The organism is Providencia sp. PROV268 (assembly GCF_028477805.1).
GTDB classification, from domain to species: Bacteria; Pseudomonadota; Gammaproteobacteria; order Enterobacterales; family Enterobacteriaceae; genus Providencia; species Providencia stuartii.
In genome coordinates, this window is record NZ_JAMPLW010000005.1 from 313,446 (window position 1) to 339,574 (window position 26,129).

Here is a 26,129-nt window from a genome sequence, read left to right on the forward strand (position 1 = left end):
TATCGAGGGTGGGGGTATTTCGCTATTTTTGTGTTGCTGCCTTCATTTTTGCCACGAACTGGGTAAGTTCTGCCAGCATAATATCAGGGCGATGAAGATTATTTTCGATAATTTTAACCACGGCAGAGCCTGAAATGGCACCAGCTGCGCCATTAGCGATTGCCTCGCTAACTTGAGATGGTTCAGAAATACCAAATCCTTGTAGTGGTGGTGCTGCCTGATACTCATTTAACCGACTAATTAAGTTAGTCAATGGTGTCTCAGCACGTTTTTCTGTTCCTGTCACTCCTGCTCTTGATAATAAGTAAGTATAGCCCTGGCTATATTCACCAATTTGCTTGAGTAATGGCTCATCAGCATTTGGCGGGCAAATAAAAATAGGCGCAATACCATGTGCTAAGGCAGACTCGCGAAAGGGCTTTGACTCACGCATAGGAACATCTGCGACCAATACTGAATCGACACCAGCTTGTTGACAACGTGAATAAAAGTTATCGATACCATTACTAAAGACCAAATTGGCATAGACAAGTAAGCCAATGGGCATATCAGGGTGTTTCTGCCTTATCCGAGCCAAAAGTTCAAAGCACAATGTTGGGGTAATATCACTTTTAAACGCCCTTAAATTCGCATTTTGGATAGTAGGACCATCAGCGAGAGGATCGGAGAAAGGAATACCAATTTCTAATGCATCAGCGCCACCAGCAATTAGGGCATCTACAATTTTTAAGGATAGCTCAGCGTCAGGATCGCCTAATGTTACGAACGGAACGAAAGCACCTTGGTTAACGCGGTTCAAGCGTTCAAAAAGTTGAGTATAACGTTCCATTAGATTTCTCCCTTACTTTTTAAAATATCATGTACGGTAAAAATATCTTTATCGCCACGGCCAGAAAGGTTCACAATCAGTAATTGTTCTTTATTTGGCTCTTTTTCCGCGAGTTTTAGTGCATACGCTAATGCATGTGATGATTCTAATGCAGGGATGATACCTTCCTTACGTGATAGCAATTTAAAGGCCGCTAAGGCTTCATCATCGGTAATGGAAACATAATCCGCTCGCCCAATACTGTTTAAATGTGCATGCTGTGGTCCAACAGATGGGAAATCAAGCCCAGCGGAAATAGAGTAGGACTCTTCAATTTGCCCTTCATCCGTTTGCATCATCGGTGACTTCATACCAAAGTAGATGCCGACGCGACCATGCTTGAGTGGTGCACCGTGTTGGCCTGTTTCGATACCCAAACCCGCAGGTTCCACACCGATAAGGCGCACATTTTCTTCAGGAATAAATGATGCAAAGAGGCCAATTGCATTTGAGCCGCCACCAATACAAGCGATCACGGCGTCAGGCAGCCTTCCTTCTTTTTCGAGTACCTGTTGTTTTGCTTCATCGCCAATCATACGCTGAAAATCACGGACAATGGTTGGATATGGATGTGGGCCTGCCGCTGTTCCTAGCAAGTAATGCGCCTTATCATAACTGCCAGACCAATCTCTAAGCGCTTCATTACAAGCATCTTTTAAGGTGGCTGAGCCACTGTGTACAGGGATCACTTCCGCACCCATTAGCTTCATACGGAAAACATTGGGTGATTGGCGCTCAACATCTTTTGCCCCCATATAAATACGGCACTTCATATTAAGCAAAGCACACGCTAGAGCGGTTGCGACGCCATGTTGACCTGCACCCGTTTCAGCAATAATTTCTGTTTTACCCATTCGCTTAGCTAATAATGCTTGGCCTAATACTTGGTTAGTTTTATGTGCGCCACCATGAAGTAGATCTTCACGTTTTAGATATAGTTTCGTTTTAGTGCCTTCGGTTAAATTCCTACAGAGTGTTAATGCAGTAGGGCGACCGGCATAATTTTTAAGGAGATCATGGAATTCTTTAATAAATGTCGGATCGTTTTGAGCCTCAATAAAGGCATCTTCCAGTTGGTTAAGGGCTGGAATTAAAATCTCAGGAACATATTGTCCACCGAATTCACCAAAGTAGGGGTCTAATTTACTCATATTATTATTCGTCTCTTGATGTCATGCTATTCATATTCAATTTCAGTTCTTAGTCACTATTGAGCTACTTTTCTTGATGATTAGAGTGCTAATGAACTGAAAACTTGATTCAGTTTTTTCTCGCTTTTGATGCCCGGTTCAGTTTCAACGCCTGAGTTAAAATCCAATCCATTGCATAATAGTGTCGCAGCCTGACGGCAATTGTCGGCATTTAAGCCTCCTGCAACCATCACGCGAAATTGGCTGCTATTTGGGATCTTGCTCCAATCGAAAGTTTGACCACTGCCGCCACGACCATTATCAAGTAGCAGCAAATCAATCGGTTGCCCATCAAACTGGCTGAAATCAGGTTGTGACATATTGACGGCTTTCCAGATTTCACAATGCTCAGGTAAATGGCTACGTAGATTTTTCACATAATCGGCATCTTCATGACCATGGAGTTGCACTGCTGATAAAGCCAGTTGTTCGACCATATGGGCAACAAAATCAGCAGATTGGTCACGGAAAACACCAACATATTGTAGTGGAGCGGCATGTATTATCTGCCTTGCTTGTGACAGGGTCACTTTTCGCGGGGAGTTTTCAGCAAAAATTAAGCCGCCGTAAGTTGCTCCCGCAGCAAGGGCGGCTTGCGCATCTTGGCTTCGGGTTAGGCCACAAACTTTATGTTCCCCAATTAATAATTTTTGCAATCCTTTGTTAAGATCGGCTTGCTCCATTAAAGCACTACCAATCAGAAAACCGTTGGCAAACTGGCTCAAAGATTGAATGTGCTGGTGGCGGTGAATGCCGGATTCACTAATAATAATGGTGCCTTCTGGCAGACGCGGTGCCAATTCGCGGGTACGATTGAGGTCGATTGATAAATCGCGGAGGTCACGATTATTAATGCCAACAACACGCGCTTTTAGTTTTATGGCGCGCTCTAACTCTTCTTCGTTACTCACCTCAGTCAGTACACCCATATTCAGTTGGTGTGCGACTTCTGCAAGTGCAATGTACTGCTCATCACTCACGACAGAGAGCATCAGTAAAATAGCATCGCCTTGATAATATCTCGCAAGGTAAATTTGGTATGGGTCAACAATGAAGTCTTTACACAAAACGGGTTGCTTAACCGTACGACTGACAGTGGTCAAATACGCCATATTCCCTTGAAAATACTTTTCATCGGTTAAGACGGAAATAGCTGACGCATAGGGTGCATAAATGTTCGCTATGACGGCAGGATCAAAATCTTCCCTAATTAGCCCTTTTGATGGTGATGCTTTTTTGCATTCCAGTATAAATACAGGGCGTTTTGCGGACAGTGCTTCATAAAAACGACGGCTCGATGGGAGCACTTTATCAATAAAGCTGTCTAAAGGTTGTTGTTGTTTACGCTCTTCCAGATAGATTAGCTTATCATCAACAATTTTTTGCAGTACGGTTGCTTTCATCTTTATTGGTTCCTTGAAGCGAGCGCAGTGACGCGATCAAATGCAGCACCACTACGAATAATATTTAGAGCGTGTTCACTATTGGCTTTTAGGTCTTCATAACCATTGATCCGCATTAGCATGGCGACATTGGCTGCAACGGCGGCTTCATGTGCAGGCTTTCCGTGACCCTGTAACAAATTACTTAGCAAAATTCGATTTTCATCTGGCGTTCCGCCTTCTAAATCAGATAGCTGATAAGCTTGCAACCCAAAATCGTCGGCATTGAGCTGATAGAAAGACAGAGCGCCTTGGTTTAATTCTGCAACTTGCGTGGTTGCATGAAGAGAAACTTCATCCATTCCACCACTGTGTACCACAGCTGCACGAGTAAAACCAAGCATTTGTAACGTTTTTGCTACAGGTTCAATTAATGACGCTTGATACACACCGATTAATGCAATAGGCGGTCGTGCAGGGTTAATTAATGGGCCTAACACATTGAATAACGTGCGTGTCTTTAATTGAGAGCGTACAGGAGCCGCATGACGGAAACCGCTGTGGTATTGAGGTGCGAATAAAAAGCAAACGCCTAATTCATCCAATGCGTCACGCGCACTTTGTGCACTTAAATCTAATGAAATACCAAAAGCAGCGAGTAGATCAGATGAACCGGAACGACTAGAAACGCTACGGTTACCGTGTTTTGCGACTTTGATCCCCGCTTGAGCGGCAACAAAAGCACTCGCCGTTGAGATATTGATGCTATTGGCACCATCACCGCCAGTACCGACGATATCACTAAATGGGTAGTCAGGGCGTGGAAAAGGTTGTGCGTTTTCTAAGCAAGCTAAAGCGGCTCCTGCGATCTCTTCGGGTTGTTCACCTCGCATTTTCATACTGACGAGCACTCCAGCCAATTGGGCTTCCGTTAATTCACCGCGAATAATGCCATTAAAGAGCTGTTGGCTTTCTTGTTGTGTTAATGCTTGTGCACGGAATAGTTTATCGAAAATAGTTTGCATAATAGAGTCTCTTCCCTGGTTAAAATGATGGTGTTGTTGTGCCAATCGATGCTGAAAGCGCCCATGCAACGGTTTGTTCCAGTAAAATAGCCCCTTGAGTTGTTAGGATAGATTCGGGGTGGAACTGAAAACCGCAAACACGATCACTGTCATTGCGAACAGCCATAACCATGCCGTTAGATTGTGCACAAATTGTCAGTTTTTCAGGGATTTGGCTGCCGACCAAAGAGTGATAGCGCGCAACGGGAATTGGGTTATCGAGACCATCAAACATCGCTTGTTGGTCATGGGTGGCCATGGATGATTTACCATGCAAAATTTCTCCAGCAGAGGAAACATGCCCGCCATAGGCTTCAATAATCGCTTGATGCCCTAAGCAAATACCTATCACTGGTAATTTACCGATCACTTGCTGAAGGACCGCTGGCATGCAACCCGCGTCACTTGGCTTCCCAGGTCCCGGTGATAACACCAGCAAAGGGGAATCCATGTTATTGAGGACAGATAGAATACGTTCTGCGCTGACGGTATTGCGATAAATGACCACTTGATGGCCCCCTGAGCGCAATTGGTCAACGAGGTTGTAAGTAAAGGAGTCAACATTGTCGAGTAATAGTATGTTAGCCATTAAAATAACTCCTCTGCTTGGTGTGCTTGGGCAATTGCGCGGATCACTGCGCGAGCTTTGTTACGTGTTTCATCGGCTTCGCCTTGCGGGGAGGAGTCTAAAACGACACCTCCGCCCGCTTGTACCGTAGCAATACCATTTTCCACATAGGCTGAGCGGATCACGATGCAAGTATCAAAATCCCCTTTACCAGTAAAATAGCCTACAGCGCCACCGTAAGAGCCTCTGCGCTCCTGCTCATATTCAGCAATTAATTGCATAGCGCGAACTTTGGGCGCTCCGGTCAGCGTGCCCATATTCATACACGCTTGGTATGCATGAAAGATATCGAGATCTCTGCGTAGTGTGCCAACCACCTGTGATACTAGATGCATAACAAATGAATAGCGGTCGACTTTTGTGAGGTTTGCAACATAGCGACTACCAGGCTCACAAATACGCGCTAAGTCATTACGGGCTAAGTCGACTAACATGAGGTGTTCAGCTAACTCTTTTTGGTCAGTACGCATAGAAAGTTCGATGCGGCTATCAAGATCTAAGTCAATCGCTCCCGAGGCATCACGACCACGAGGGCGAGTTCCTGCGATAGGGTAGATCTCAACTTTGCGGTCACTTGCATTGTATTTCAATGCGCTTTCAGGTGATGCGCCAAACAGTGAAAAGTCCTGATCTTGCATAAAAAACATGTAAGGACTCGGGTTTTGTGCCTTTAACTTTTGATAAGCAATTAATGGGTAAGGACAAGGCATTGAAAATTTCCGTGATGGCACGACTTGGAAAATATCACCACGATAAATGGCTTGTTTCATTGCATTGACTACCGCACCGTATTGCTGATCATTTTTGTTGGTTTCAACGTGAAATTGTTCCGTTTTCCCTAATGGAAGAGGCGATAAGAACGGACGGCATGCCGCTATCAGCTCGTTGTGACGTTGTGTGACCGTTTCTACATGGCTATCCACAGTCGAAAAAATAGCGCTCTTTAGGCGTGCCGCTTGATTTTGATGGTCGATCACTAAATAGTGTTCTGCGACAAAAAAACAGTAATCAGGGCAATTATTTATCGTTTTCACTTCAGGAAGTGATTCAAAACTGGCAATTAAATCATAGGCAAATAACCCACCGACAAATAGGTTTTCAGATTTTTGTGAAGTCGCTTGAGCCAATGTTGGCAATAAACGCAATACATCTAAGCATGATGCGCTTTTTAAGCGGCTGTCTTCGTCAAGATCACCATTCGGTTGGCTAAATGTCATCGTCAAATGTTGTGCTGACAGTTCATAATGTTGAGCTTTATCAGCTAGTTGTGTTGCGATGACTGGGAGTAATTGAGCACCATTTTCAGTCAATGCTTCAACGTCTACCCGTTGACCAAATGCACGAATGCGTAGCGCACTTTCGACAATCAATAGGCTTTGTAAATTGGCTTTGCTGTTGATCTCTGCGGACTCCAGTAACATAGTTGCTGGAATGTCGTGGCACAGGTGATGAAACAGCAATGTTGGATCTTGCTGATAGTTAATTGGACTATCCAGAAAACTAAAATGTGCTAATGTTGTGTTTTGGTTATTCATTTTATTGCCTTTTAACAGTTTTTAGACATAAAAAAACCCGCGGGTGAAGGCGGGTTAGGCACTTAGGCATATTTAATCTATGCGTGTGCGGCATCCGCCCAATTTGGGAAGTTGCGCCACCAACGATTTGATAGATTAAGAATATTCATACAGTGCCTCTCTGGATAATCACATTAATACGGGTCAGTAACTTGTCTCGTGTACTAGTAAACTGGATCGCGTGAGTTGTGTCAAGCGGTTTGTTATTTATATTTAGGAAAAATATCCAGAAACGGGAAAAAGGAGTGAAATAGGCTATGTCACAATTTTCGAGCCCATTAATGACCCGATATGATTTACATTGCCATACTCAGGCTTCTGACGGTGATTTGTCGCCCATTGAGGTTGTTGAGCGAGCAATTGAGATGGGGGTTAACGTACTTTCTATTACTGACCATGATACCTGTGAAGGTGTTATTGAGGCTCGTGAATACCTTTCACACGCACAACGCCCTTTAACCTTGATTAATGGCGTTGAAATTTCCACCTTATGGGAAAATATTGAAATTCATATTGTGGGATTAAATTTTTCACCTACAGCATCCGCAATGGTTGAGCTATTAGAGCGGCAATCGGTATTACGGGTCGAGCGCGGAAAGGAGATTGGCCGTCGCCTACAAAAAGCAGGTATAGCGGATGCATGGGAAAATGCGTTAGAAATAGCCCAAGGTGGACAAGTCACCAGAGCGCATTTTGCTCAATATTTGGTAAAAACGGGGAAAGAGAAAACTATCAGTAACGTTTTTAAGCGTTATCTATCAAAGGGGAAAACGGGCTATGTTCCGGCAAAATGGTGCACCATTGATGAGGCCGTTAAGGTGATCCAGCAAGCTGGGGGCGTGGCTGTACTCGCGCATCCCTCGAAATATCAACTTTCGAATAAATGGCTGAAACGCTTGATAGCTTATTTTAAACAGTGTCAGGGGGATGCAATGGAAGTGTCTCATTGTCAGCAACCTGCCAATGAAAAGCAGTATCTAGATGAACTTGCACAATCCGCGAATTTAAAAACGTCAATGGGCTCCGATTTCCATCGTCCATGTTCGTGGATTGAACTTGGGCGTAACCTGTGGCTGCCTGATGATCAACGGGCGGTTTGGACATTATGGGACGAAGTAAAAACGACATAATGCGTTGATGTATAATAAATGCGGTGTAAAATATAACAGTGATACTTCAATTTGGGTTGAGTGTGCAGTGGGAGTGATATACCGAGCACGATGCTAGCCACATAGTTATCCTCTCGATATTCTCATTTTCAGTGAAACAACCTGAGTGATTTGGAAAGTCATTAAAGTAGTGCGTCTTTTTAGAGATGTGTTTTCTTATTGTAAATAGATAGTGCCATTTTAAGGTTTTTACCGGATGATGCTGTCAATACTAAAGATCAGAGGTCTGTATGAGTCAGTTTTTTTATATCCATCCGGATAATCCCCAAGCTCGGTTAATCAACCAGAGTGTTGAAATTTTAAACAAGGGCGGCGTTATCGTTTACCCAACCGATTCTGGGTATGCAATAGGCTGCCGGTTGGAAGAGAAAGAGGCATTGCAGCGTATTTGTCGCATACGTCAACTTGATGCCAACCATAACTTTACTTTGATGTGCAGAGATCTCTCTGAGCTATCAAATTATGCACATGTTGATAATACGGCATTCCGGTTAATTAAAAATAATACGCCCGGCAACTACACGTTTATTCTGCGCGGAACTAAAGAAGTGCCTCGCCGCTTAATGAATGAAAAACGTAAAACCATTGGGTTAAGGGTTCCGTCTAATCCTATCGCTCGAGACCTCCTTGAAGCTGTTGGTGAGCCATTAATGTCAACCAGCCTCATTATGCCGGGGGATGACTTTACGCAGTCAGATCCTGAAGAGATCCGTGATTTACTCGGTAAACAGGTCGATTTAGTTATCCACGGTGGTTACATTGGTCAAAAACCCACAACAGTAATTGATTTCACGGATGATAGCCCAGTTGTCGTTCGTGTCGGTACTGGTGACCCATCTCCTTTCGAATAAGCGATAATCATCGCGGGTCGATTAATAATAGGGCATCCTCATAAACCTGTGTATAATACGCAGGTTTTCCAATTCGTTATTTTTCGTCACTGTGTACGAAAAACTATTTGACGCCTGTGAAGGCGACATTTGAGGGTTATATGAGCGCTAAACCGCAAAAAACTGAGAAGCTACAAAAAATTCTTGCCCGCTCTGGGCATGGTTCCCGTCGTGAAATTGAAACTTTTCTAAAAGAAGGGCGCATTAGTGTCGATGGTAAAATCGCGACGCTAGGTGATCGTATTGAAGTAAAACCGGCGACTAAAATTAGATTAGATGGTCGGATATTAGCGATAAAAGAACCTGAAAAAGAGATCTGTCGTGTCATGGCTTATTACAAGCCAGAAGGTGAACTGTGTACTCGCCATGATCCAGAAGGTCGCCCGACAGTATTTACGCGTTTACCAAAACTTGTGGGAGCTCGCTGGATTGCGGTTGGTCGCCTCGATGTGAACACAAGTGGGTTATTACTGTTTACTACCGATGGTGAACTGGCTAACCGTTTAATGCATCCAAGTCGCGAAGTTGAGCGTGAATATGCTGTTCGTGTATTTGGGGAAATCACTGATGCAAAAATACGTCAATTAACTCAAGGCGTTCAGCTTGAAGATGGCCCGGCCGCATTTAAAACGGTTTCTTTCCGTGGCGGTGAAGGGATGAACCAATGGTATAACGTGACCTTAACAGAAGGGCGTAACCGTGAAGTACGCCGTTTGTGGGAAGCCGTTGGGGTCCAAGTCAGCCGCTTGATCCGGGTGCGATACGGTGATATTGACCTGCCTAAAGGTCTGCCGCGTGGTGGCTGGACTGAGTTAGGCCTACAACAAACCAATTACCTAAGAGAGTTGGTTGGGCTTGAAGCTGAAACAGAAACTAAGGTGGCTGTTGAACGAGACCAACGACGCATCAAAGCAAACCAGATCCGTCGTGCGGTTAAACGCCATTCACAAGTAGCAGCAAGGCCTGCGTCTAAACGTCAATCATCTCGACCAACAGCAAAGCGTCGTACACGCATTTAATGACTTTGGCTTGTGTTGATTTATCGAAAAGGTTATAGAGTTATCTATAACCTTTTTTATTAGTTTTGGTTATGTATTTGTCACAAAATGATACAAACTCATTTGAGAATATTCTGTGTTTAAGTTACCGTTATGATGTAAAGGAATAAACAAAGGTAAATTATACTACATGTTTAGTTTTCGATTAATAAAGGCGTTGATGATACTTTGCTTAAGCGTAATGATTAGTGGATGTGATAATAATCAAAGCATAATATCAGAAAGTGGGCGTTTTTATTTTACGAATGATACATCAGATAGTTTCATTTTTTTTATGGATTACCATCCGATTGTTGTTCCTAATCAAAGTGTGGGAAGCCTCTTATTGAAGCCTGGTGTCCACGTTATGATAACGACGACGGGTGAACCTGTTCAGTTTATTGTTTACCCAGGCAATAAAGGTGGCATTCTCAACCCAACTCAGCAATTTTATTACGCGTACAATTATGTGTATGGGACAGAAGGGATCCCATCACTTCACCATCTGAACAAACAATCGCTGGTGGTGGGTCACTATCAACTCAGTGGTAGAATAAATAGCAGTAACGATTATATCATTGATAATAATGTGTTTAACTGTGATATTCCAGTTGGTGAACAAGCACCAGAAGCGCTATCAAGCTCGGCTGCCGTTAGCCAAGTAAAAACGAAGTGTTTAACACATAAGGAGCTGACTGACCTAATCCACCGTGGCGATGCCTTTATATCACAATTAATGGTGAAAAAAGTGCCTCATGGTGAAAAGCAATCGGTCACAGTGCATTTCGATTACCCACTCACGACACCTAATTTTACCGATGAAGTTCTGCAAATGTATGCACAAGAAGTGGTTGGGTTGGTTAATAGTTTTCGTCGCTCTTTAGACCCACAACGAAAACAGTTCTATTATAACGAATACCACAATAAAATTTCACACATGGCAGTGATTTATAGCCAAATGAGAAATGATGGCACGGCATTACTTGAAAAATGCAAATATGCAGAGTTTATGCAGCAAACCCGAGCGATCTTCGGTGCCGGCATTCTGATGATGTAATTAAATTGCCGATACACAGTTGCTATGTATCGGCAGATGAATACGATTACCAGTCAATCCCTTTTTGTGCTTTTATTCCAGCATCAAAAGCATGTTTCACAGGGCGCATTTCAGTAACGGTGTCAGCTAAAGTAAGCAGTTCGCGGTGACAGCCTCGCCCAGCAATAATCACTGATTGGTGTTCAGGGCGATCAGTTAATGCGTCTATAACCTCTTCCAATGGCAGATAGTCATAGCTAATCATATAGGTGATCTCATCAAGTACCACTAAATCGATGGATGGATCAGCCAGTAACCGCCGCGCATATTGCCATGTATCAAGGCAAGCGAGAGTATCAGCTTCTTTGTCCTGAGTCTCCCAGGTAAAACCGGTAGACATGACATAAAAAGGAACGCCGTGAGGCTCTAGTAATTCTCGCTCACCATTATCCCAACTGCCTTTAATAAATTGCACGACAGCGGCTTTTTGTCCATGGCCGACAGCACGGCATACTGTACCGAACGCTGCTGTTGTTTTACCTTTGCCGTTTCCTGTAAAAACTAGCAAGATACCTCGTTCGATTTGCGCAGATTCAATTCGAGCATCAACCTTTTCTTTCAAACGTTGTTGACGCTCTTCATGCCGGCTTTGAGACATAAAAATTACTCCGTTGTTTTAACATTTTGAGCGGGTTGAGCGTCAAAACTAATGCCTGTTTTACGCAAGCTATCATTACTCATAAGATATAAGTAAATTGGCATAATGTCGGCTGGTGCTTTGATAGTCATTGGATCTTCATCTGGTGCTGCACTGGCACGCATACTGGTGCGAGTACGCCCTGGATTGATACAGTTAACACGCAAGCCACTGTTTTTATACTCTTCGGCAAGGATCTGCATTAAGCCTTCAGTGGCAAATTTAGAAACGGAGTAGGCTCCCCAGTCTGCACGGCCTTTTTTACCGACGCTGGAACTGGTGAAAACGAGCGATGCTGTTGGTGCTTTCAGTAATAAAGGCAACAGCACTTGAGTTAACATAAACGACGCATTGACATTAACTTGCATAACGTCATGCCATAAATCGACAGGTTGTTCGATAATTGGGGCAACAACCCCTAAAAGACCTGCATTATGCAATACGCCATCTAGATAAGGGTGTTTTTTAGCAATATCGTTGGCTAACTCAACATATTGTTCATGAGGTGCTGTCAACAAGTCAACGACATAGATATCTGCGGCCTTACCGGTTAATGTTTCGATTTCTTGGCTAACGGCGTCAAGTTTATGCTGTGTCCTACCGACTAAAATCAAAGAGGCGCCGAAGCGAGCATAGGTTAATGCGGCTTCACGGCCAATTCCATCACCGGCCCCAGTAACCAAAAGGGTTTTGCCACTTAAAAGGTCATGTTTAGGTTGATAGTGGAGCATGGTATTTTTCCTATCCTATTTGTTAACAGTTACGATATCATCTCATTGATTGATGCTATTGGCTAATGTAGCGTAGAAATTTAAGTAAGATTACGATAGAAACGACGTTATTTTACTGGTTGTTTAATAGCAATCATGAGACTATTTTTATCAAGATAAATATGAGAAGGATGATTTTGTGGAGTATTTCTCTCTGTATGGACTGTTTTTGGCAAAAGTCGTCACAATAGTCGTTGCAATTATTGCTTTGGCTGTTTTTGTTTTTGGTGTCGGAATGCGTCGCCAAGGTGGGCGAGGTGAATTGAAAATTACCGACTTAGGGGAACGTTATCGCGAACGCCAGCGCCAAATGCAGCAAGTAAAAATGAATGATTCTGAGCATAAAGCTTGGGTAAAAGCCTTTAAAAAGCAACAGAAAGCAAAGGCGAAAAGTGAAAAAGCAGGGGCAAAAGCAGGCCAATCAACGGTCAAAAAACCGTGTTTATATGTCTTAGATTTTAAAGGCAGTATGGATGCCCGTGAAGTCGGCTCTTTAAGAGAAGAAATCAGCGCTATTCTAGCCGTGGCGGAACAAGACGATGAAGTTTTGCTGCGTCTTGAAAGCCCTGGGGGCATGGTACATGGATACGGCTTAGCTGCATCACAGCTTTCCCGTTTAAAAGAAAAAAATATTCCGTTGACTATCGCGGTTGATAAAGTGGCCGCAAGTGGCGGTTATATGATGGCGTGTATTGCGTCGAAGATTGTTGCGGCTCCATTTGCCATCATTGGTTCTATTGGGGTAGTTGCACAAGTGCCAAATATTCACCGCTTATTAAAAAAACATGATGTAGATGTTGAATTGCATACGGCGGGTGAATACAAACGCACATTAACTATGCTTGGTGAAAATACCGAACAAGGACGTAAGAAATTCATTGAAGATCTGAATGAAACTCACGAGTTATTTAAACAGTTTGTGCATCATAATCGTCCATCATTAGATATTGACGCGGTGGCTACTGGAGAATATTGGTATGGTACTCAAGCACTTGATAAAGGCTTAATCGACCAAATTGGCGTGAGTGACGATATTATTATTTCAGCAATAGAGACTAAAGAAATCATCAGTATTCGCTATACACAAGGTAAAAAGATGTTAGAACGTTTTACAGGTAGCATGTCTGAAAATGTTGATAAATTGTTATTGCGTTGGTGGCAGCGCGGGCAAAAACCTTTTATGTAATTAAATTAAGATTCGGTTTTCTCGCAAAAAATAGATTTCGTAACTATCATTAATTACCGGCGCTTAGCCGGTAATTTTTTGGCTACGTCTCTTTACTTAAGACGGTATTGCTCAGAAAGAATATGAGACAAATGTTTATACATGTTGAATGCCGCCGTGCTTTTCGCTGTTGGAATACCATTGGCATCTAAAAAGCATTCACCTTTGAACACTAAGGTATCACGATGCTGCTCTACCGTATCAACGAACATGCCATGAATGAAGTCTTCGTGTTTCCTTATGATCTCATTAGCTTTTTCGAGAAGTTCATTTTGTGTTATAGATTGGATATTGTTGTCCATAAGTTAGCCCCCTTAAAAAAATAATTGGTTGCGTCTGGCGTTTTATCAGGTAGAGTGTGTGCTTTTCGTTGGCAATAATTAGCCATTATATGGCTAAAATCAGTCAGCTAGAACACTTTATGTTCTTTTTAGCATAGCGTGATTAGCTTGGTAGTTTTTGCGTAAACGCAAACTATTTGAAGAAATTATATTGATATATTGCAATTGTGCCGCAATATAAAAAAGAGATTTTCATTTTGTGCATTTTCATGTAGAAATGCGCCATTGTAGAAATTTAGGTAAAGGTAAATATGGGTAAAGCTCTTGTTATCGTGGAGTCCCCGGCAAAAGCCAAAACGATCAATAAGTATCTTGGCAGTGGCTACGTTGTAAAAAGCAGCGTTGGCCACATTCGCGATCTGCCGAAAAGCGGGTCCGGCTCACAAAAGAGTACAGGCTCATCTACCGACAAAACTAAAAAGGTTAAAAAAGATCCTCAAGCCGCGCTTGTGAAGCGTATGGGGGTCGATCCTTACCATGGTTGGAAAGCAAACTATCAGATCTTACCGGGTAAGGAAAAGGTGGTTTCTGAATTACAAGCTTTAGCGGCAGATGCAGACCATGTCTATCTTGCGACGGACCTTGACCGCGAAGGGGAAGCTATTGCATGGCACTTACGCGAAGTGATTGGTGGTGAAGACTCTCGCTTTAGCCGTGTTGTGTTTAACGAAATTACTAAAAATGCGATCACTCAGGCGTTTGATAGCCCTGGCGAACTCAATATCGATAGAGTTAATGCTCAACAAGCTCGCCGTTTCATGGATCGCGTAGTAGGTTATATGGTATCGCCGCTGTTATGGAAAAAAGTGGCGAGAGGGTTATCTGCAGGTCGCGTACAATCCGTTGCGGTACGTTTGATTGTCGAACGTGAACGTGAAATTAAAGCGTTTGTGCCGGAAGAATATTGGGAACTTCATGCGGATTTGGCGGATAAAAGTACGGCTGCATTACGTATGCAGGTTACGCATCAATTAGGCAAAGCGTTCAAGCCAGTCACTAAGGCGCAAACTGACGCTGCGGTGAGTTTGCTAGAAAAAGCACGCTTCCAAGTGATTGACCGTGAAGACCGACCCACATCCAGCAAGCCGAGTGCGCCTTTTATCACATCAACGCTGCAACAAGCCGCTAGCACCCGTCTTGGGTTTGGTGTGAAGAAGACCATGATGATGGCTCAGCGCCTTTATGAAGCGGGTTATATTACCTATATGCGTACTGACTCAACTAACTTGAGCCAAGATGCATTAAATATGGTACGTGGCTATATTAGCGATAATTTTGGCGAAAAATATCTGCCTAAAGACGCCAATATTTACACTAGCAAAGATAATTCGCAAGAAGCGCACGAAGCTATCCGTCCTTCCAGTGTTGATGTTCTACCCGATGCACTGAAAGATATGGAATCAGATGCGAAAAAGCTCTATCAGTTAATTTGGAATCAATTTGTGGCATGTCAAATGACGCCTGCAAAATATGATTCAACAACATTAACGGTGAAAGCAGGGGATTTTGAGCTAAAAGCGAAAGGCCGTACATTGCGTTTCGATGGTTGGACGCGAGTGATGCCTGCACTGCGCAAAAATGATGAAGACAAAACATTGCCACCAATCCAAGTAGGCTCTGAATTGTCGCTGGTTGAATTGTTGCCAAGTCAGCACTTTACGAAACCACCAGCACGTTTTAGCGAAGCCTCCTTAGTTAAGGAGCTTGAGAAGCGCGGTATTGGTCGTCCATCAACCTATGCGGCAATTATCTCTACGATCCAAGATAGAGGTTACGTTAAGGTTGAGAACCGTCGTTTTTATGCGGAGAAAATGGGTGAAATCGTGACAGATAGGTTGGAAGAAAACTTCAATGACCTAATGAACTATGATTTTACTGCGCGCATGGAAGATCAGCTTGACCATATTGCTAATCATGAAGCAGAGTGGAAAGCGGTGCTTGATGAATTTTTCTCTGATTTTAGCAAACAGCTAGATATTGCAGAGAGAGATCCTGAAGAAGGCGGAATGCGCACGAACCCTATGGTGATCACTTCAATTACTTGTCCTGATTGTGAACGTCATATGGGGATCCGTACAGCTTCAACAGGGGTGTTCCTCGGTTGTGAAGGCTATGCGTTACCACCAAAAGAGCGCTGCAAAAAAACCATCAATTTGATCCCTGAACATGAAGTATTGAATATTCTTGAAGGGGATGATGCGGAAACCAACGCGCTGCGTGCTAAGCGTCGCTGTCCAAAATGCGGTACAGCAATGGATAGCTACCTGATTGATAATCAACGCAAACTGCATGTGTGTGGTAACAACCCAGCTTGTGAAGGTTATGAGATTGAAGAGGGTGAGTTCCGCATTAAGGGTTATGACGGCCCAGTAATTGAGTGTGATAAATGCGGTTCAGAAATGCACCTAAAAACAGGGCGCTTTGGGCCTTATATGGGGTGCACAAATGAAGAGTGTAAAAACACCCGTAAGATATTAAAAAATGGTGAGATTGCTCCACCAAAAGAGGATCCGGTACCATTACCTGAATTACCTTGCGAAAAATCAGATGCGTATTTTGTGTTGCGCGATGGTGCGGCTGGCGTATTCCTAGCGGCAAACACCTTCCCGAAATCACGAGAAACGCGAGCGCCATTGGTTGAGGAGTTGCAACGCTTTAGAGATAGACTACCTGAAAAGCTGGTTTATTTAGCTGACGCGCCTGCAAAAGATCCTGATGGTAATCCAACCGTTGTGCGTTTTAGCCGTAAGACGAAACAGCAATATGTTTCTTCAGAGAAAAATGGCAAAGCCACAGGTTGGAGTGCATTTTTTGTAGACGGCAAATGGGAAGTGAAAGAGAAATAATCATTCACTGACGTTAGCGATTAAAAGGCGATAGGTTAATTTCTATCGCCTTTTTCATTTCTGTTGTTCATCATTTTCTGTGAGCCTACGAGGTTTTTATCATTAACCACAGACAGACTCTCCCTCCATCTTATTTTTATGATGATTTGATCTCCTTTCAGGAGCCGTCTTAAAAATGCACTTATTTGGCTTAAGTGTTGATTTATGTGGCTAACCGCAAAGCAATATGATGACGGTTTGCTATGCTGATAAATAGCAATTATCAATAAATAATAATTTATTGATGTGTATTTGCTTTTAAGCAATAAACATCACAAGCAGCGATTAGGTTAGAAAGCTCACAACTGGAGGTAGAATGAAATTCAAAATGTGTTTACTGGCCGGCTTATTAACGGCTTTTGCAGCAAATGCAGCAGAAACAACAGTAGTACTGAAAGAAGCTACACCACAAGGTGAAGGCAAGGCGATTGGTGAAGTTGTTATTTCTGAAACCGATTATGGATTATTGTTTACCCCAAAATTAGCAGGTTTAGAAGCGGGTATCCATGGTTTCCATATCCATGAAAACCCAAGCTGTGAGCCTGCTGAAAAAGATGGCAAATCAGTACCAGCATTAAAAGCAGGTGGACATATGGATCCGGCAAAAACAGGTGTCCATAAAGGGCCTTATGACAATACAGGCCACTTAGGGGATCTTCCGGGCTTAGTGGTTGATGCCAAAGGTAATGCCGATTATGCCGTATTAGCACCGCGCTTAAAAACACTAAAAGAGATTGAAAACCGTGCACTGATGGTACACGCGGGTGGGGATAATTACTCCGACCATCCTGAAGCGTTAGGTGGTGGTGGTGCACGCATGGCTTGTGGTGTGATCAAATAGTTTATACTGTATATTTAAACAGTGATTGATGAAACCGTACTACTTTGAGACTTAATCTAAAAGCTCTGAAATACTCAGAGCTTTTAACTATTTGAAAACTAATAAAATAGGTGATTAAAGAAAATTTATTTGTTTTTAACAGGGGATGGTTAATACGATTGAACGTTACCTGTAGATATAACCGATATGAGAATTGAAGGTTGCGGCTTTCAAATGAAAGCCGCAGATATCAAGGGGGAAAGCGCATTTACCAAATACGAATGCGTTGTTCAGGTTCAAGGTATAATTTGCTGTCTTTATCGACACCGAAAGTTTGATACCATTCATCCATATTACGAACAACACCATTGGCACGGAACTGGTTAGGGCTATGTGGGTCGGTCAAAATTTTATTACGCTCGGACTCTTTATTGGATAACTCTTGCCAAGTTCTTGCCCAAGAAATAAAGAATCGTTGCAGACCGGTTGTCCCATCAATAATTGGCGCTTCACCATTTGGATAATTCTCTTTAACGAATTGCTTATAAGCGCTCAGAGCAATGTTCAGCCCGCCTAAATCACCGATGTTTTCACCCAATGTGAGTTGACCATTAACCTTTTGGCCATCAACGGAGAAGCTATTATATTGTTCAACCAGTTTATCGGTTTTTTGTTTAAAGTGCTGTTTAGAGTCATCACTCCACCAGTTACGCAACTGACCAGTACCATCATACAAGCTGCCTTGGTCATCAAACCCATGGCCCATTTCATGGCCAATTACAGCGCCAATTGCGCCATAGTTATAGGCAGGGTCAACATTAGGATCAAAGAAAGGTGCCTGTAGTATTGCGGCTGGGAACACTATCTCATTTTGCACTGGGTTAAAGTATGCATTAATGGTTTGAGGCGTCATCCCCCATTCCCATTTACGGACAGGTTGTCCTATCTTACTCATATTGTCGTTATAGACCCAGTTTAAGACCTGTTTGTAGTTATCCAGTAGCGTATCGGGTTTTAGATTGATACTACTGAAATCATTCCATTTGTCAGGGTAACCCACTTTAACGGTAAATTGCTCAAGTTTTTTAAGCGCTTCTTGGCGTGTTGCATCATCCATCCAATCATTATCTTTTAAGCGAGAATTAAACGTTCCTCTGACATAGCTGACAAGATCGGTAATTTTCGCTTTTGATTCAGGGTTGAAATATTTCTCAACATAGATTTGCCCCATAGGCTCGCCCTGTAAGCGATTGACGGTTTCCAGAGCACGCTCTTTGCGTGTCCGCTGTTTTTCTACGCCGTTAAGTTTACGCGAATAAAAATCAAAGCGGGCGTCAGAAAAATCGCGATTCAAATAGGGGGCTTGATCACTTAAATAGTGAAAACGTAGGTACTCTTGAAGTGTCGATACAGGGGTATTGGCATAAATTTTGGCTAATTGCTCTACTGCGGTATCCGTTTCAACTATCACCTTATTCAATTGTTTGTCTGAAAGTTGCCACTGTTGAATAAAGTTATCCCATGCAAAGCCTTGAGTGAACTTTTTCATATCGTTCAGCGTCATTGGGTGATAATTTTTGATTGTGTCACGGCGCGCTTCTGGGCTCCAATGAGCCTGTGCCATTGATTTTTCCAGTGCGAAAATTTGTTGGGCTTTTTTCTCAACATCATTTTCGCCCGCCAGTTTTAATATAGTGGCAATATAGGCGATATAATTTTTGCGGATCTCCTCCATCTGCGGGGTATCATCGAGGTAATAATTACGGTTCGGTAAGCCTAAACCGCCTTGCCCAAGGTATAAAACATAAGTATCCGGCTGCTTAGCATCCAAGTCTACCCAATAAGAAATAAATGGCGTATAGGCCGGAAGTGCCATTAATTTACTAATATCATTATGATTTTTTGCATTAGTAATTGCATCAAGGTCATCTTTGAGAGGGCTTATTCCTATTTTTTCTATCGCGTCTTCATTAAGATAACTTACATATAAATTACGAATATTGCGTTGATTATGATTGAGTTCCTTCTCTGGTGAGCTTTGCAACTGATCGATAATGCTTTGTAGTTGTTTCTCTGTCGTGAGGTATAACTCAACAAATGAGTTAATGCGCGGCATGCCTGTTGGGATCTTCGCTTTGCTTATCCAGTCCTGATTGACGTAGCGATAAAAATCATCCCCTGAAGCGATATTATCAGATAAAACAATCTTTTGGTCGCCATAAGAAACTTCTTTGGCATAAAGGCTAGGCGCTATAGCGATGGTTGACATACTGATAAGGAGCGCCAAAATTTTTTTCTGCATGTAATACCCTCTCTTCGTTGAGAATTATTGTTTCCATTACTTAAGATTAAAGCCGATTCATTTATCTTGCAAAACTGCCTATCAGCTATTCAAGCATAGATTGGGAAAATTTAAATGTAACTTTGCATTTTCTTACTAGTTAACAATGAAGATAATTTCAAATTTAAACTATTTTAGGTGAAATTTTATCATCTAGCTATTCACACTCAGCATAATGATGATATATTGGTTATATCAAATCATATACATATAGCTTTTAGTTATAAATAATAATTTTTAGCTATAGCGAATTCCTTACGGCTCTGTATAGGTGGACCTAAAAATGAAATTGCAGCAATTACGTTATATTGTTGAGGTGGTTAATCATGACTTGAATGTCTCTGCAACCGCTGAAGGGTTATTTACCTCACAGCCGGGTATTAGCAAACAAGTGCGTATGTTGGAAGACGAATTGGGGATCCAAATTTTTGCTCGCAGCGGAAAACATCTCACTCATGTTACGCCAGCAGGGGAAGAAGTTATCCGTATTTCACGGGAAGTGCTTTCAAAAATTGAGGCGATCCGTTCCGTTGCAGGGGAGCATACTTATCCAGATAAAGGCACTTTGCATATTGCAACAACACATACTCAGGCACGTTATGCGCTTCCGCCGGTAATCAAAGGTTTTATCGAGCGCTATCCGCATGTCTCACTGCATATGCAACAAGGTTCCCCAACGCAAATCGCAGAGGAAGTTTGCAAAGGGAATAGTGATTTTGCGATCGCTACTGAAGCGTTACACCTATACAGTGACTTGATCATGCTACCTTGTTATCACTGGAACCGCTGTGTTGTGGTGCAAAAAGGGCATCCGTTAGCCGAAAAGAAAAATGTGACGATTGAAGATGTTGCACAATACCAAATCGTAACATATACCCATGGTTTTACGGGGCGTTCTGAATTAGATGTGGCATTCCAAAAAGCCAATTTAGAACCTAAAATTATTTTTACGGCGACAGATGCGGATGTTATCAAGACCTATGTAAGGCTTGGGTTGGGCATTGGGATTATTGCCAGTATGGCGGTTAACCCAGAGTTGGATAGTGATCTGGTTGTCATCGATATGCGCGATAAATTCAGTTATAGCACAACGAAAATTGGCTTCAAACGTACCAGTTTTTTACGTAGCTATATGTATGACTTTATTTGGCGATTTGCCCCTCATTTAACCCGTGATGTTGTAGATAGGGCGATTGCACTGCGCAACAATGAAGATATTGAGGAAATGTTTAAAGACATTAAATTGCCTATCATCTAACTTTAGGTTGCCTTTCAAACGAGAGCTAAGCTTTTAGTGACTGATGTGAATTCAACTAGAAGCTTAGTGACTCACTTTTTTGTTCTCTATTTAGCTATTCCAATGTCAGCGTTCAATTGACAAGTTCAAAATCCTAGCATTCTACTACTCTTTTTATGAGTCACTTGGCTAAATTTCCCCGCCATTTACTGTTTTTTTGATGATAAGCACAGCAAATTTATGGATTTGACACAAAATCCATAAAGTAAATATTTTCAGCAACTATAATTACAACTAATTAACAAATTCACTGTAATTTGTTAGGTAAATAAGATGACCGATAATCATCATAAAAAACCAAGGAGGAGTTATGTCGTTGAGTCTTAAAACACAGAGTGCAGCAACACTCAGTGTCGGAAGCAAGCTCTATAATTACTTCAGTCTACCGATTGCGACTCAGCAACTCGGTGATGCCACAAAGCTACCCAAATCCCTTAAAGTATTACTTGAAAACTTATTGCGAAATATTGATGGCAAATCGGTAGTAGAAGCCGATCTGCAAGCCATTATTGATTGGCAGAAAACAGGGCATGCAGATAGAGAAATTGCTTACCGACCAGCTCGGGTACTAATGCAAGACTTTACGGGTGTACCTGCGGTCGTGGATTTAGCTGCAATGCGTGAAGCGGTTAAATCATTAGGTGGTAATGTTGAGCAAGTCAATCCTCTCTCGCCAGTTGATCTGGTCATTGACCACTCGGTAATGGTTGATGAATTTGCCACGGATAAAGCATTTGATGACAACGTTGAAATTGAGATGAAGCGTAACCATGAACGCTACCTCTTTTTACGTTGGGGGCAAAAAGCCTTTAATCGCTTTAGGGTTGTGCCACCAGGAACCGGTATTTGCCACCAAGTCAACTTAGAGTATTTAGGTAAAGCGGTTTGGTATGAAGAGGTGGATGGGAAGTTATATGCTTATCCAGATACCCTTGTGGGCACCGACTCGCATACCACGATGATCAACGGTCTTGGCGTATTAGGCTGGGGGGTTGGTGGGATTGAAGCTGAAGCTGCAATGCTAGGTCAACCGGTATCCATGCTGATCCCAGACGTTGTCGGTTTTAAACTGACGGGTAAATTGCGTGAAGGTATTACAGCGACAGACTTGGTACTGACAGTCACACAAATGCTACGTAAGCATGGTGTTGTCGGTAAATTTGTTGAATTTTATGGTGATGGTTTAGCTGATCTTCCGCTGGCTGATAGGGCGACTATCGCCAATATGTCTCCTGAGTATGGTGCTACTTGCGGATTCTTCCCTGTCGATAACGTCACATTAGATTATATGAAGTTAACTGGGCGCAGCGATGATGAAATTGCGCTGGTGGAAGCCTATTGTAAAGAGCAAGGTTTATGGCGTCATGCGGGTGATGAACCTATCTTTACGAGCACATTAGAATTGGATATGTCGACGGTGGAATCTAGTTTAGCCGGCCCTAAACGTCCACAAGATCGTGTTGAACTGGGTCAAGTTCCGCAAGCATTCCAAGCCGCTATTGAGCTGGAGCTTAACAAAAAAGAGAAAGGTGCACATCCGACAGTCAATTATCAAGGACAAACCTTTGAAATGACCGATGGTGCTGTTGTGATTGCAGCGATTACTTCTTGTACGAACACATCAAACCCAAGTGTGTTGATGGCGGCAGGTTTACTCGCTAAAAAAGCGGTAGAAAAAGGTCTAACTCGTCAACCTTGGGTGAAATCCTCGTTGGCACCAGGCTCTAAGGTGGTAACGGATTATTTAGCTCTGGCAGGACTAACACCTTATCTTGATAAACTCGGCTTTAACTTAGTGGGGTATGGCTGTACAACCTGTATAGGTAACTCTGGGCCATTACCTGATCCGATTGAGCAAGCGATCAAAGAGGCGGATTTAACCGTTGGTGCGGTATTGTCGGGTAACCGTAACTTTGAAGGCCGTATCCATCCTTTAGTCAAAACGAACTGGTTAGCGTCACCCCCGCTGGTGGTTGCTTATGCGTTAGCGGGTAACATGAATATTAATGTTAAAACTGACTCATTAGGCAAAGACGCACAAGGTCATGATGTCTATCTAAAAGATATTTGGCCATCCAGTGCTGAAATTGCTCAAGCCGTTGAAAAAGTTAAAACAGAAATGTTCCGCAAAGAGTACAGTGCGGTTTTCGATGGTGATGAGGCATGGCAAGCATTACAAGTGGCAAGCTCTTCCACGTATGATTGGCAGCCAGATTCGACTTATATTCGCCATCCACCGTTCTTTGAAGGGATGAAAGCAGAGCCGGAAGTGGTTCAAGATATTCATGGCGCACATATCTTGGCAATATTGGGTGATTCGGTAACGACTGACCATATTTCACCTGCGGGTAATATCAAAGCGGATAGTCCAGCGGGGCGTTATTTGCAAGAGCATGGCGTAGCTGCCGCCGATTTTAACTCATATGGCTCTCGTCGTGGTAACCATGAAGTGATGATGCGTGGTACGTTCGCCAATATCCGTATTCGCAACGAAATGGTGCCGGGGGTTGAAGGTGGATATACGAAACATATCCCTACAGGTAAACAGATGGCGATCTATGATGCGGCGATGCTGTATCAAAAGGAAAAGCTGCCTCTCGCTATCATTGCAGGTAAAGAATACGGTTCTGGTTCAAGCCGTGACTGGGCGGCTAAAGGTACTAATTTACTTGGTGTCCGTGTCGTTATTGCGGAATCGTACGAACGTATTCACCGCTCTAACTTAATTGGTATGGGGGTTATCCCATTAGAGTTCCCACAAGGTACAACGCGTAAGACATTGGGCCTTAAAGGGGATGAACGTATCGATATAGAACACTTGCAATCCATTGAGCCGGGTCAACATATTATTGTGAAAATTACCTATGGTGATGGACAGGTCAAAGAAATTGCAACACGTTGCCGTATTGATACCTCAACAGAAATGGAATATTACCGTCATGGTGGCATCCTGCATTATGTGATCCGCCAAATGCTCCATTAATTTTTAATCTCTAAGTTAACAACGCCCATCTGTGTTTGTTTGCACGATGGGCGTTTTTTATTGTTATTTCGCAATATATGAGGATTGAGTCTAGGCTATGATGATTGCCTATCTATATTGAGTGATGCAGAGATATCATTTTAAAAATTTCGTTATTGGAAAGAGGTATGTTTTACTTTTTATCGTGAGGCAAAAACGAGTAGAGATTATGGCTCATATTTAAACTAGCCAAGATAAATGTGGGGTTGCTGACATTAAATCAGACGTCACAAAACCAATAAAATCACCAATGTGAGGTATTAATATATGGCAGATATTAACGCAACGGATTTTTACAAAGGGGCACTTTGGGCGGCTGACATTTTAATTACCACCTCGCCAAATCATCATTATTTAGATGAAGTCCGAGATATTCTTGAACATATTCCGAATCTCTATTCCATTGTCATGCAAACCCCAGAAACTGAAGTCTGCGATCTTCGTTTATTGGTTGATAGGGAATTCCCATTAGGACGAAATGCCGATTATGCCTCGTTTGAAATCGTACCATTATCTTTCGCTAATGAGATAGTGACAATGCCAGAAAAATCGCCAGTTCCAGATGAAATCTATCAAACAAGAGAGGATATTGGATCATGGGGCGTTGTGGCTAATACATTGAATGGCGAACAGAAATTACTTATTACGGGTCTCTATGAACCTCGCATTGCGTTAAATTATGCTCAGCGCTTTACAGAGCAACTGGCAGCACAAAAAGCATAACAGGCGATTTTGTTTAGGTATTCTCAAACATCGCTATTTATGAAAATAACATGCCCGCTAATCGACTCGACAGCGGGCATGTTGTTATTTCTCACGCACTCATTATCGTGACAAAATTTTATCTTCGGCTAATTGCAGGGCAAAATAGGTGAAAATCATATCAGCGCCAGCCCGTTTGATAGAGCCTAATGTTTCCAGAGTGACGCGGGTTTCATCGATAGCCCCAGCCATTGCAGCAAATTTAATTTGTGCATATTCACCACTGACTTGATAAGCACCGATAGGCAATTCAGTACGTTCACGTAGGTCACGAATAATATCAAGGTAGGCACCTGCTGGTTTAACCATCAATGCATCCGCGCCTTCTTGTACGTCAATTAAGGATTCATGAATTGCCTCACGGCGGTTCATTGGATTCATTTGATAGGTTTTGCGATCCCCTTTTAAACAAGAGCCTGCCGCGTCTCTAAATGGGCCATAGAGTGCTGACGCAAATTTAGTCGAATAAGACATAATGGCGGTATCTTTAAAACCAGCTGCATCTAGAGCTTGGCGGATAGCGGCAACTTGCCCATCCATTGCAGCAGAAGGGGCGATAAAATCAGCACCTGCACGGGCGGCTGCAACAGCTTGTAAACCTAAATTATGGATAGTGGCATCGTTATCAACGATATCGCCATGCATTACCCCACAATGGCCGTGTGAAGTGTATTCACAAAAACAGGTATCCGACATCACAATCATTTCAGGTACTGTCTCTTTACAGATACGAGACATACGTGCGACAAGGCCATTTTCTTGCCAAGCATCACTCCCTGTTTCATCCAAATGATGAGAGACGCCAAAAGTCATAACAGATTTAATACCTGCTTTGGCAATACGCTCTATTTCATAAGCTAAACGTTTTTCTGGAATACGTACAACACCTGGCATGCTGTCAATTTGCTTATAATCATCAAGCCCTTCCTCAACAAAGATTGGAAGGCACAGGTCATTAAGAGAAAGATGCGTTTCTTGGAAGAGATCACGCATTTTTTCAGTCTTACGTAATCTTCTCATGCGTTGGATAGAATGCAGGTTATTCACCGTAGCTCCTTGTTATCAGAAAAATAAACTTAACGTATTAAATTTATTCATCGAGATCATTGTTGATAAACAGTATAAACCTTA

General features: G+C 42.7%; 19 protein-coding genes, 1 pseudogene and 1 other annotated feature. Of the genes and pseudogenes, 10 read left to right on the forward strand and 10 right to left on the reverse strand.

From position 1 onward, the window contains the following. Positions 1–22: 22 nt before the first annotated feature. The 5 genes and pseudogenes from trpA to PR699_RS05115 all read right to left on the reverse strand — a co-directional run bounded on the left by trpA (position 23) and on the right by PR699_RS05115 (position 6,667). Positions 23–829 carry a tryptophan synthase subunit alpha gene (trpA, locus tag PR699_RS05095; protein WP_014656055.1) on the reverse strand — a complete coding sequence of 269 codons (807 nt, stop codon included), beginning with the start codon at positions 827–829 and terminating at the stop codon, positions 23–25. Further along, positions 829–2,019: a tryptophan synthase subunit beta gene (gene trpB / locus PR699_RS05100; RefSeq protein WP_014656054.1), complete on the reverse strand. Its 1,191-nt coding sequence runs from the start codon at positions 2,017–2,019 to the stop codon at positions 829–831. Before trpB ends, trpA begins: the two co-directional genes overlap by 1 nt. Positions 2,020–2,099: 80 nt before the next feature. After that, entirely contained in the window at positions 2,100–3,461 is a 1,362-nt protein-coding gene (trpCF, locus tag PR699_RS05105; RefSeq protein WP_004920201.1) for a bifunctional indole-3-glycerol-phosphate synthase TrpC/phosphoribosylanthranilate isomerase TrpF, read from the reverse strand. A 2-nt stretch (positions 3,462–3,463) separates the two neighbouring features. After that, a pseudogene (trpD, locus tag PR699_RS05110) lies at positions 3,464–5,093 on the reverse strand (bifunctional anthranilate synthase glutamate amidotransferase component TrpG/anthranilate phosphoribosyltransferase TrpD). Next, on the reverse strand, positions 5,093–6,667 hold the full coding sequence (locus tag PR699_RS05115) for an anthranilate synthase component 1 (RefSeq protein WP_004920190.1): 1,575 nt from the start codon (positions 6,665–6,667) through the stop codon (positions 5,093–5,095). The pseudogene trpD and the gene PR699_RS05115 overlap by 1 nt, the downstream one beginning before the upstream one ends. A 27-nt stretch (positions 6,668–6,694) precedes the next feature. Next, positions 6,695–6,795: a sequence feature (Trp leader region), on the reverse strand. Between the two features lie 168 nt (positions 6,796–6,963). On the opposite strand from PR699_RS05115, the gene PR699_RS05120 reads away from it, so the two are divergent. From PR699_RS05120 to PR699_RS05135, 4 genes are all read left to right on the forward strand, one after another. Continuing rightward, a complete protein-coding gene (locus PR699_RS05120; protein WP_014656053.1) occupies positions 6,964–7,836 on the forward strand; it encodes a PHP domain-containing protein in 873 nt (290 codons plus the stop codon). A gap of 269 nt (positions 7,837–8,105) precedes the next feature. Then, positions 8,106–8,726 (forward strand): L-threonylcarbamoyladenylate synthase, encoded by a 621-nt coding sequence (locus PR699_RS05125; RefSeq protein ID WP_004920184.1) that lies wholly within the window; start codon positions 8,106–8,108, stop codon positions 8,724–8,726. A 140-nt stretch (positions 8,727–8,866) separates the two neighbouring features. Next, complete coding sequence (gene rluB / locus PR699_RS05130) at positions 8,867–9,784, forward strand: 23S rRNA pseudouridine(2605) synthase RluB (RefSeq protein ID WP_014656052.1); 918 nt, start codon at positions 8,867–8,869, stop codon at positions 9,782–9,784. Positions 9,785–10,169: 385 nt separating this feature from the next. Next, positions 10,170–10,859 (forward strand): hypothetical protein, encoded by a 690-nt coding sequence (locus PR699_RS05135; RefSeq protein ID WP_131728126.1) that lies wholly within the window; start codon positions 10,170–10,172, stop codon positions 10,857–10,859. 46 nt (positions 10,860–10,905) lie between these two features. Here PR699_RS05135 and cobO read toward each other — a convergent pair whose 3' ends face one another. Both cobO and PR699_RS05145 read right to left on the reverse strand, forming a co-directional pair. Beyond that, complete coding sequence (cobO, locus tag PR699_RS05140; protein ID WP_014656050.1) at positions 10,906–11,496, reverse strand: cob(I)yrinic acid a,c-diamide adenosyltransferase; 591 nt, start codon at positions 11,494–11,496, stop codon at positions 10,906–10,908. Between the two features lie 5 nt (positions 11,497–11,501). After that, on the reverse strand, positions 11,502–12,266 hold the full coding sequence (locus PR699_RS05145; protein WP_004920174.1) for a YciK family oxidoreductase: 765 nt from the start codon (positions 12,264–12,266) through the stop codon (positions 11,502–11,504). Positions 12,267–12,444: 178 nt separating this feature from the next. Here PR699_RS05145 and sohB point away from each other — a divergent pair, with 178 nt between their 5' ends. After that, positions 12,445–13,491, forward strand: a complete 1,047-nt coding sequence (gene sohB, locus PR699_RS05150) for a protease SohB (protein ID WP_014656049.1) — start codon at positions 12,445–12,447, stop codon at positions 13,489–13,491. 92 nt (positions 13,492–13,583) lie between these two features. On the opposite strand, the gene PR699_RS05155 is transcribed toward sohB, so the two are convergent. Continuing rightward, positions 13,584–13,832: a DUF2498 family protein gene (locus PR699_RS05155; RefSeq protein ID WP_004920169.1), complete on the reverse strand. Its 249-nt coding sequence runs from the start codon at positions 13,830–13,832 to the stop codon at positions 13,584–13,586. A 290-nt stretch (positions 13,833–14,122) separates the two neighbouring features. Between PR699_RS05155 and topA the strand changes: the two genes are divergently transcribed. Together topA and sodC are read left to right on the forward strand one after the other, a co-directional pair. Further along, positions 14,123–16,717, forward strand: a complete 2,595-nt coding sequence (gene topA, locus PR699_RS05160; RefSeq protein ID WP_036940356.1) for a type I DNA topoisomerase — start codon at positions 14,123–14,125, stop codon at positions 16,715–16,717. A 355-nt stretch (positions 16,718–17,072) separates the two neighbouring features. Then, positions 17,073–17,597 carry a superoxide dismutase family protein gene (gene sodC, locus PR699_RS05165; RefSeq protein WP_004920157.1) on the forward strand — a complete coding sequence of 175 codons (525 nt, stop codon included), beginning with the start codon at positions 17,073–17,075 and terminating at the stop codon, positions 17,595–17,597. 247 nt (positions 17,598–17,844) lie between these two features. Here sodC and PR699_RS05170 read toward each other — a convergent pair whose 3' ends face one another. Further along, positions 17,845–19,878, reverse strand: a complete 2,034-nt coding sequence (locus tag PR699_RS05170; RefSeq protein ID WP_014656046.1) for a M13 family metallopeptidase — start codon at positions 19,876–19,878, stop codon at positions 17,845–17,847. A 322-nt stretch (positions 19,879–20,200) separates the two neighbouring features. On the opposite strand from PR699_RS05170, the gene cysB reads away from it, so the two are divergent. The 3 genes from cysB (at position 20,201) to PR699_RS05185 (ending at position 24,959) form a co-directional block, all read left to right on the forward strand. Then, complete coding sequence (gene cysB / locus PR699_RS05175) at positions 20,201–21,175, forward strand: HTH-type transcriptional regulator CysB (RefSeq protein WP_004920151.1); 975 nt, start codon at positions 20,201–20,203, stop codon at positions 21,173–21,175. A gap of 349 nt (positions 21,176–21,524) precedes the next feature. Next, the gene (acnA, locus tag PR699_RS05180; protein WP_004920147.1) at positions 21,525–24,197 is read left to right on the forward strand and encodes an aconitate hydratase AcnA; all 2,673 of its coding nucleotides are present in this window, start codon (positions 21,525–21,527) and stop codon (positions 24,195–24,197) included. Positions 24,198–24,503: 306 nt separating this feature from the next. Then, positions 24,504–24,959 (forward strand): hypothetical protein, encoded by a 456-nt coding sequence (locus tag PR699_RS05185; RefSeq protein WP_004920143.1) that lies wholly within the window; start codon positions 24,504–24,506, stop codon positions 24,957–24,959. Between the two features lie 102 nt (positions 24,960–25,061). Here PR699_RS05185 and hemB read toward each other — a convergent pair whose 3' ends face one another. Further along, a complete protein-coding gene (gene hemB / locus PR699_RS05190) occupies positions 25,062–26,045 on the reverse strand; it encodes a porphobilinogen synthase (RefSeq protein ID WP_014656045.1) in 984 nt (327 codons plus the stop codon). Positions 26,046–26,129: the final 84 nt, after the last annotated feature.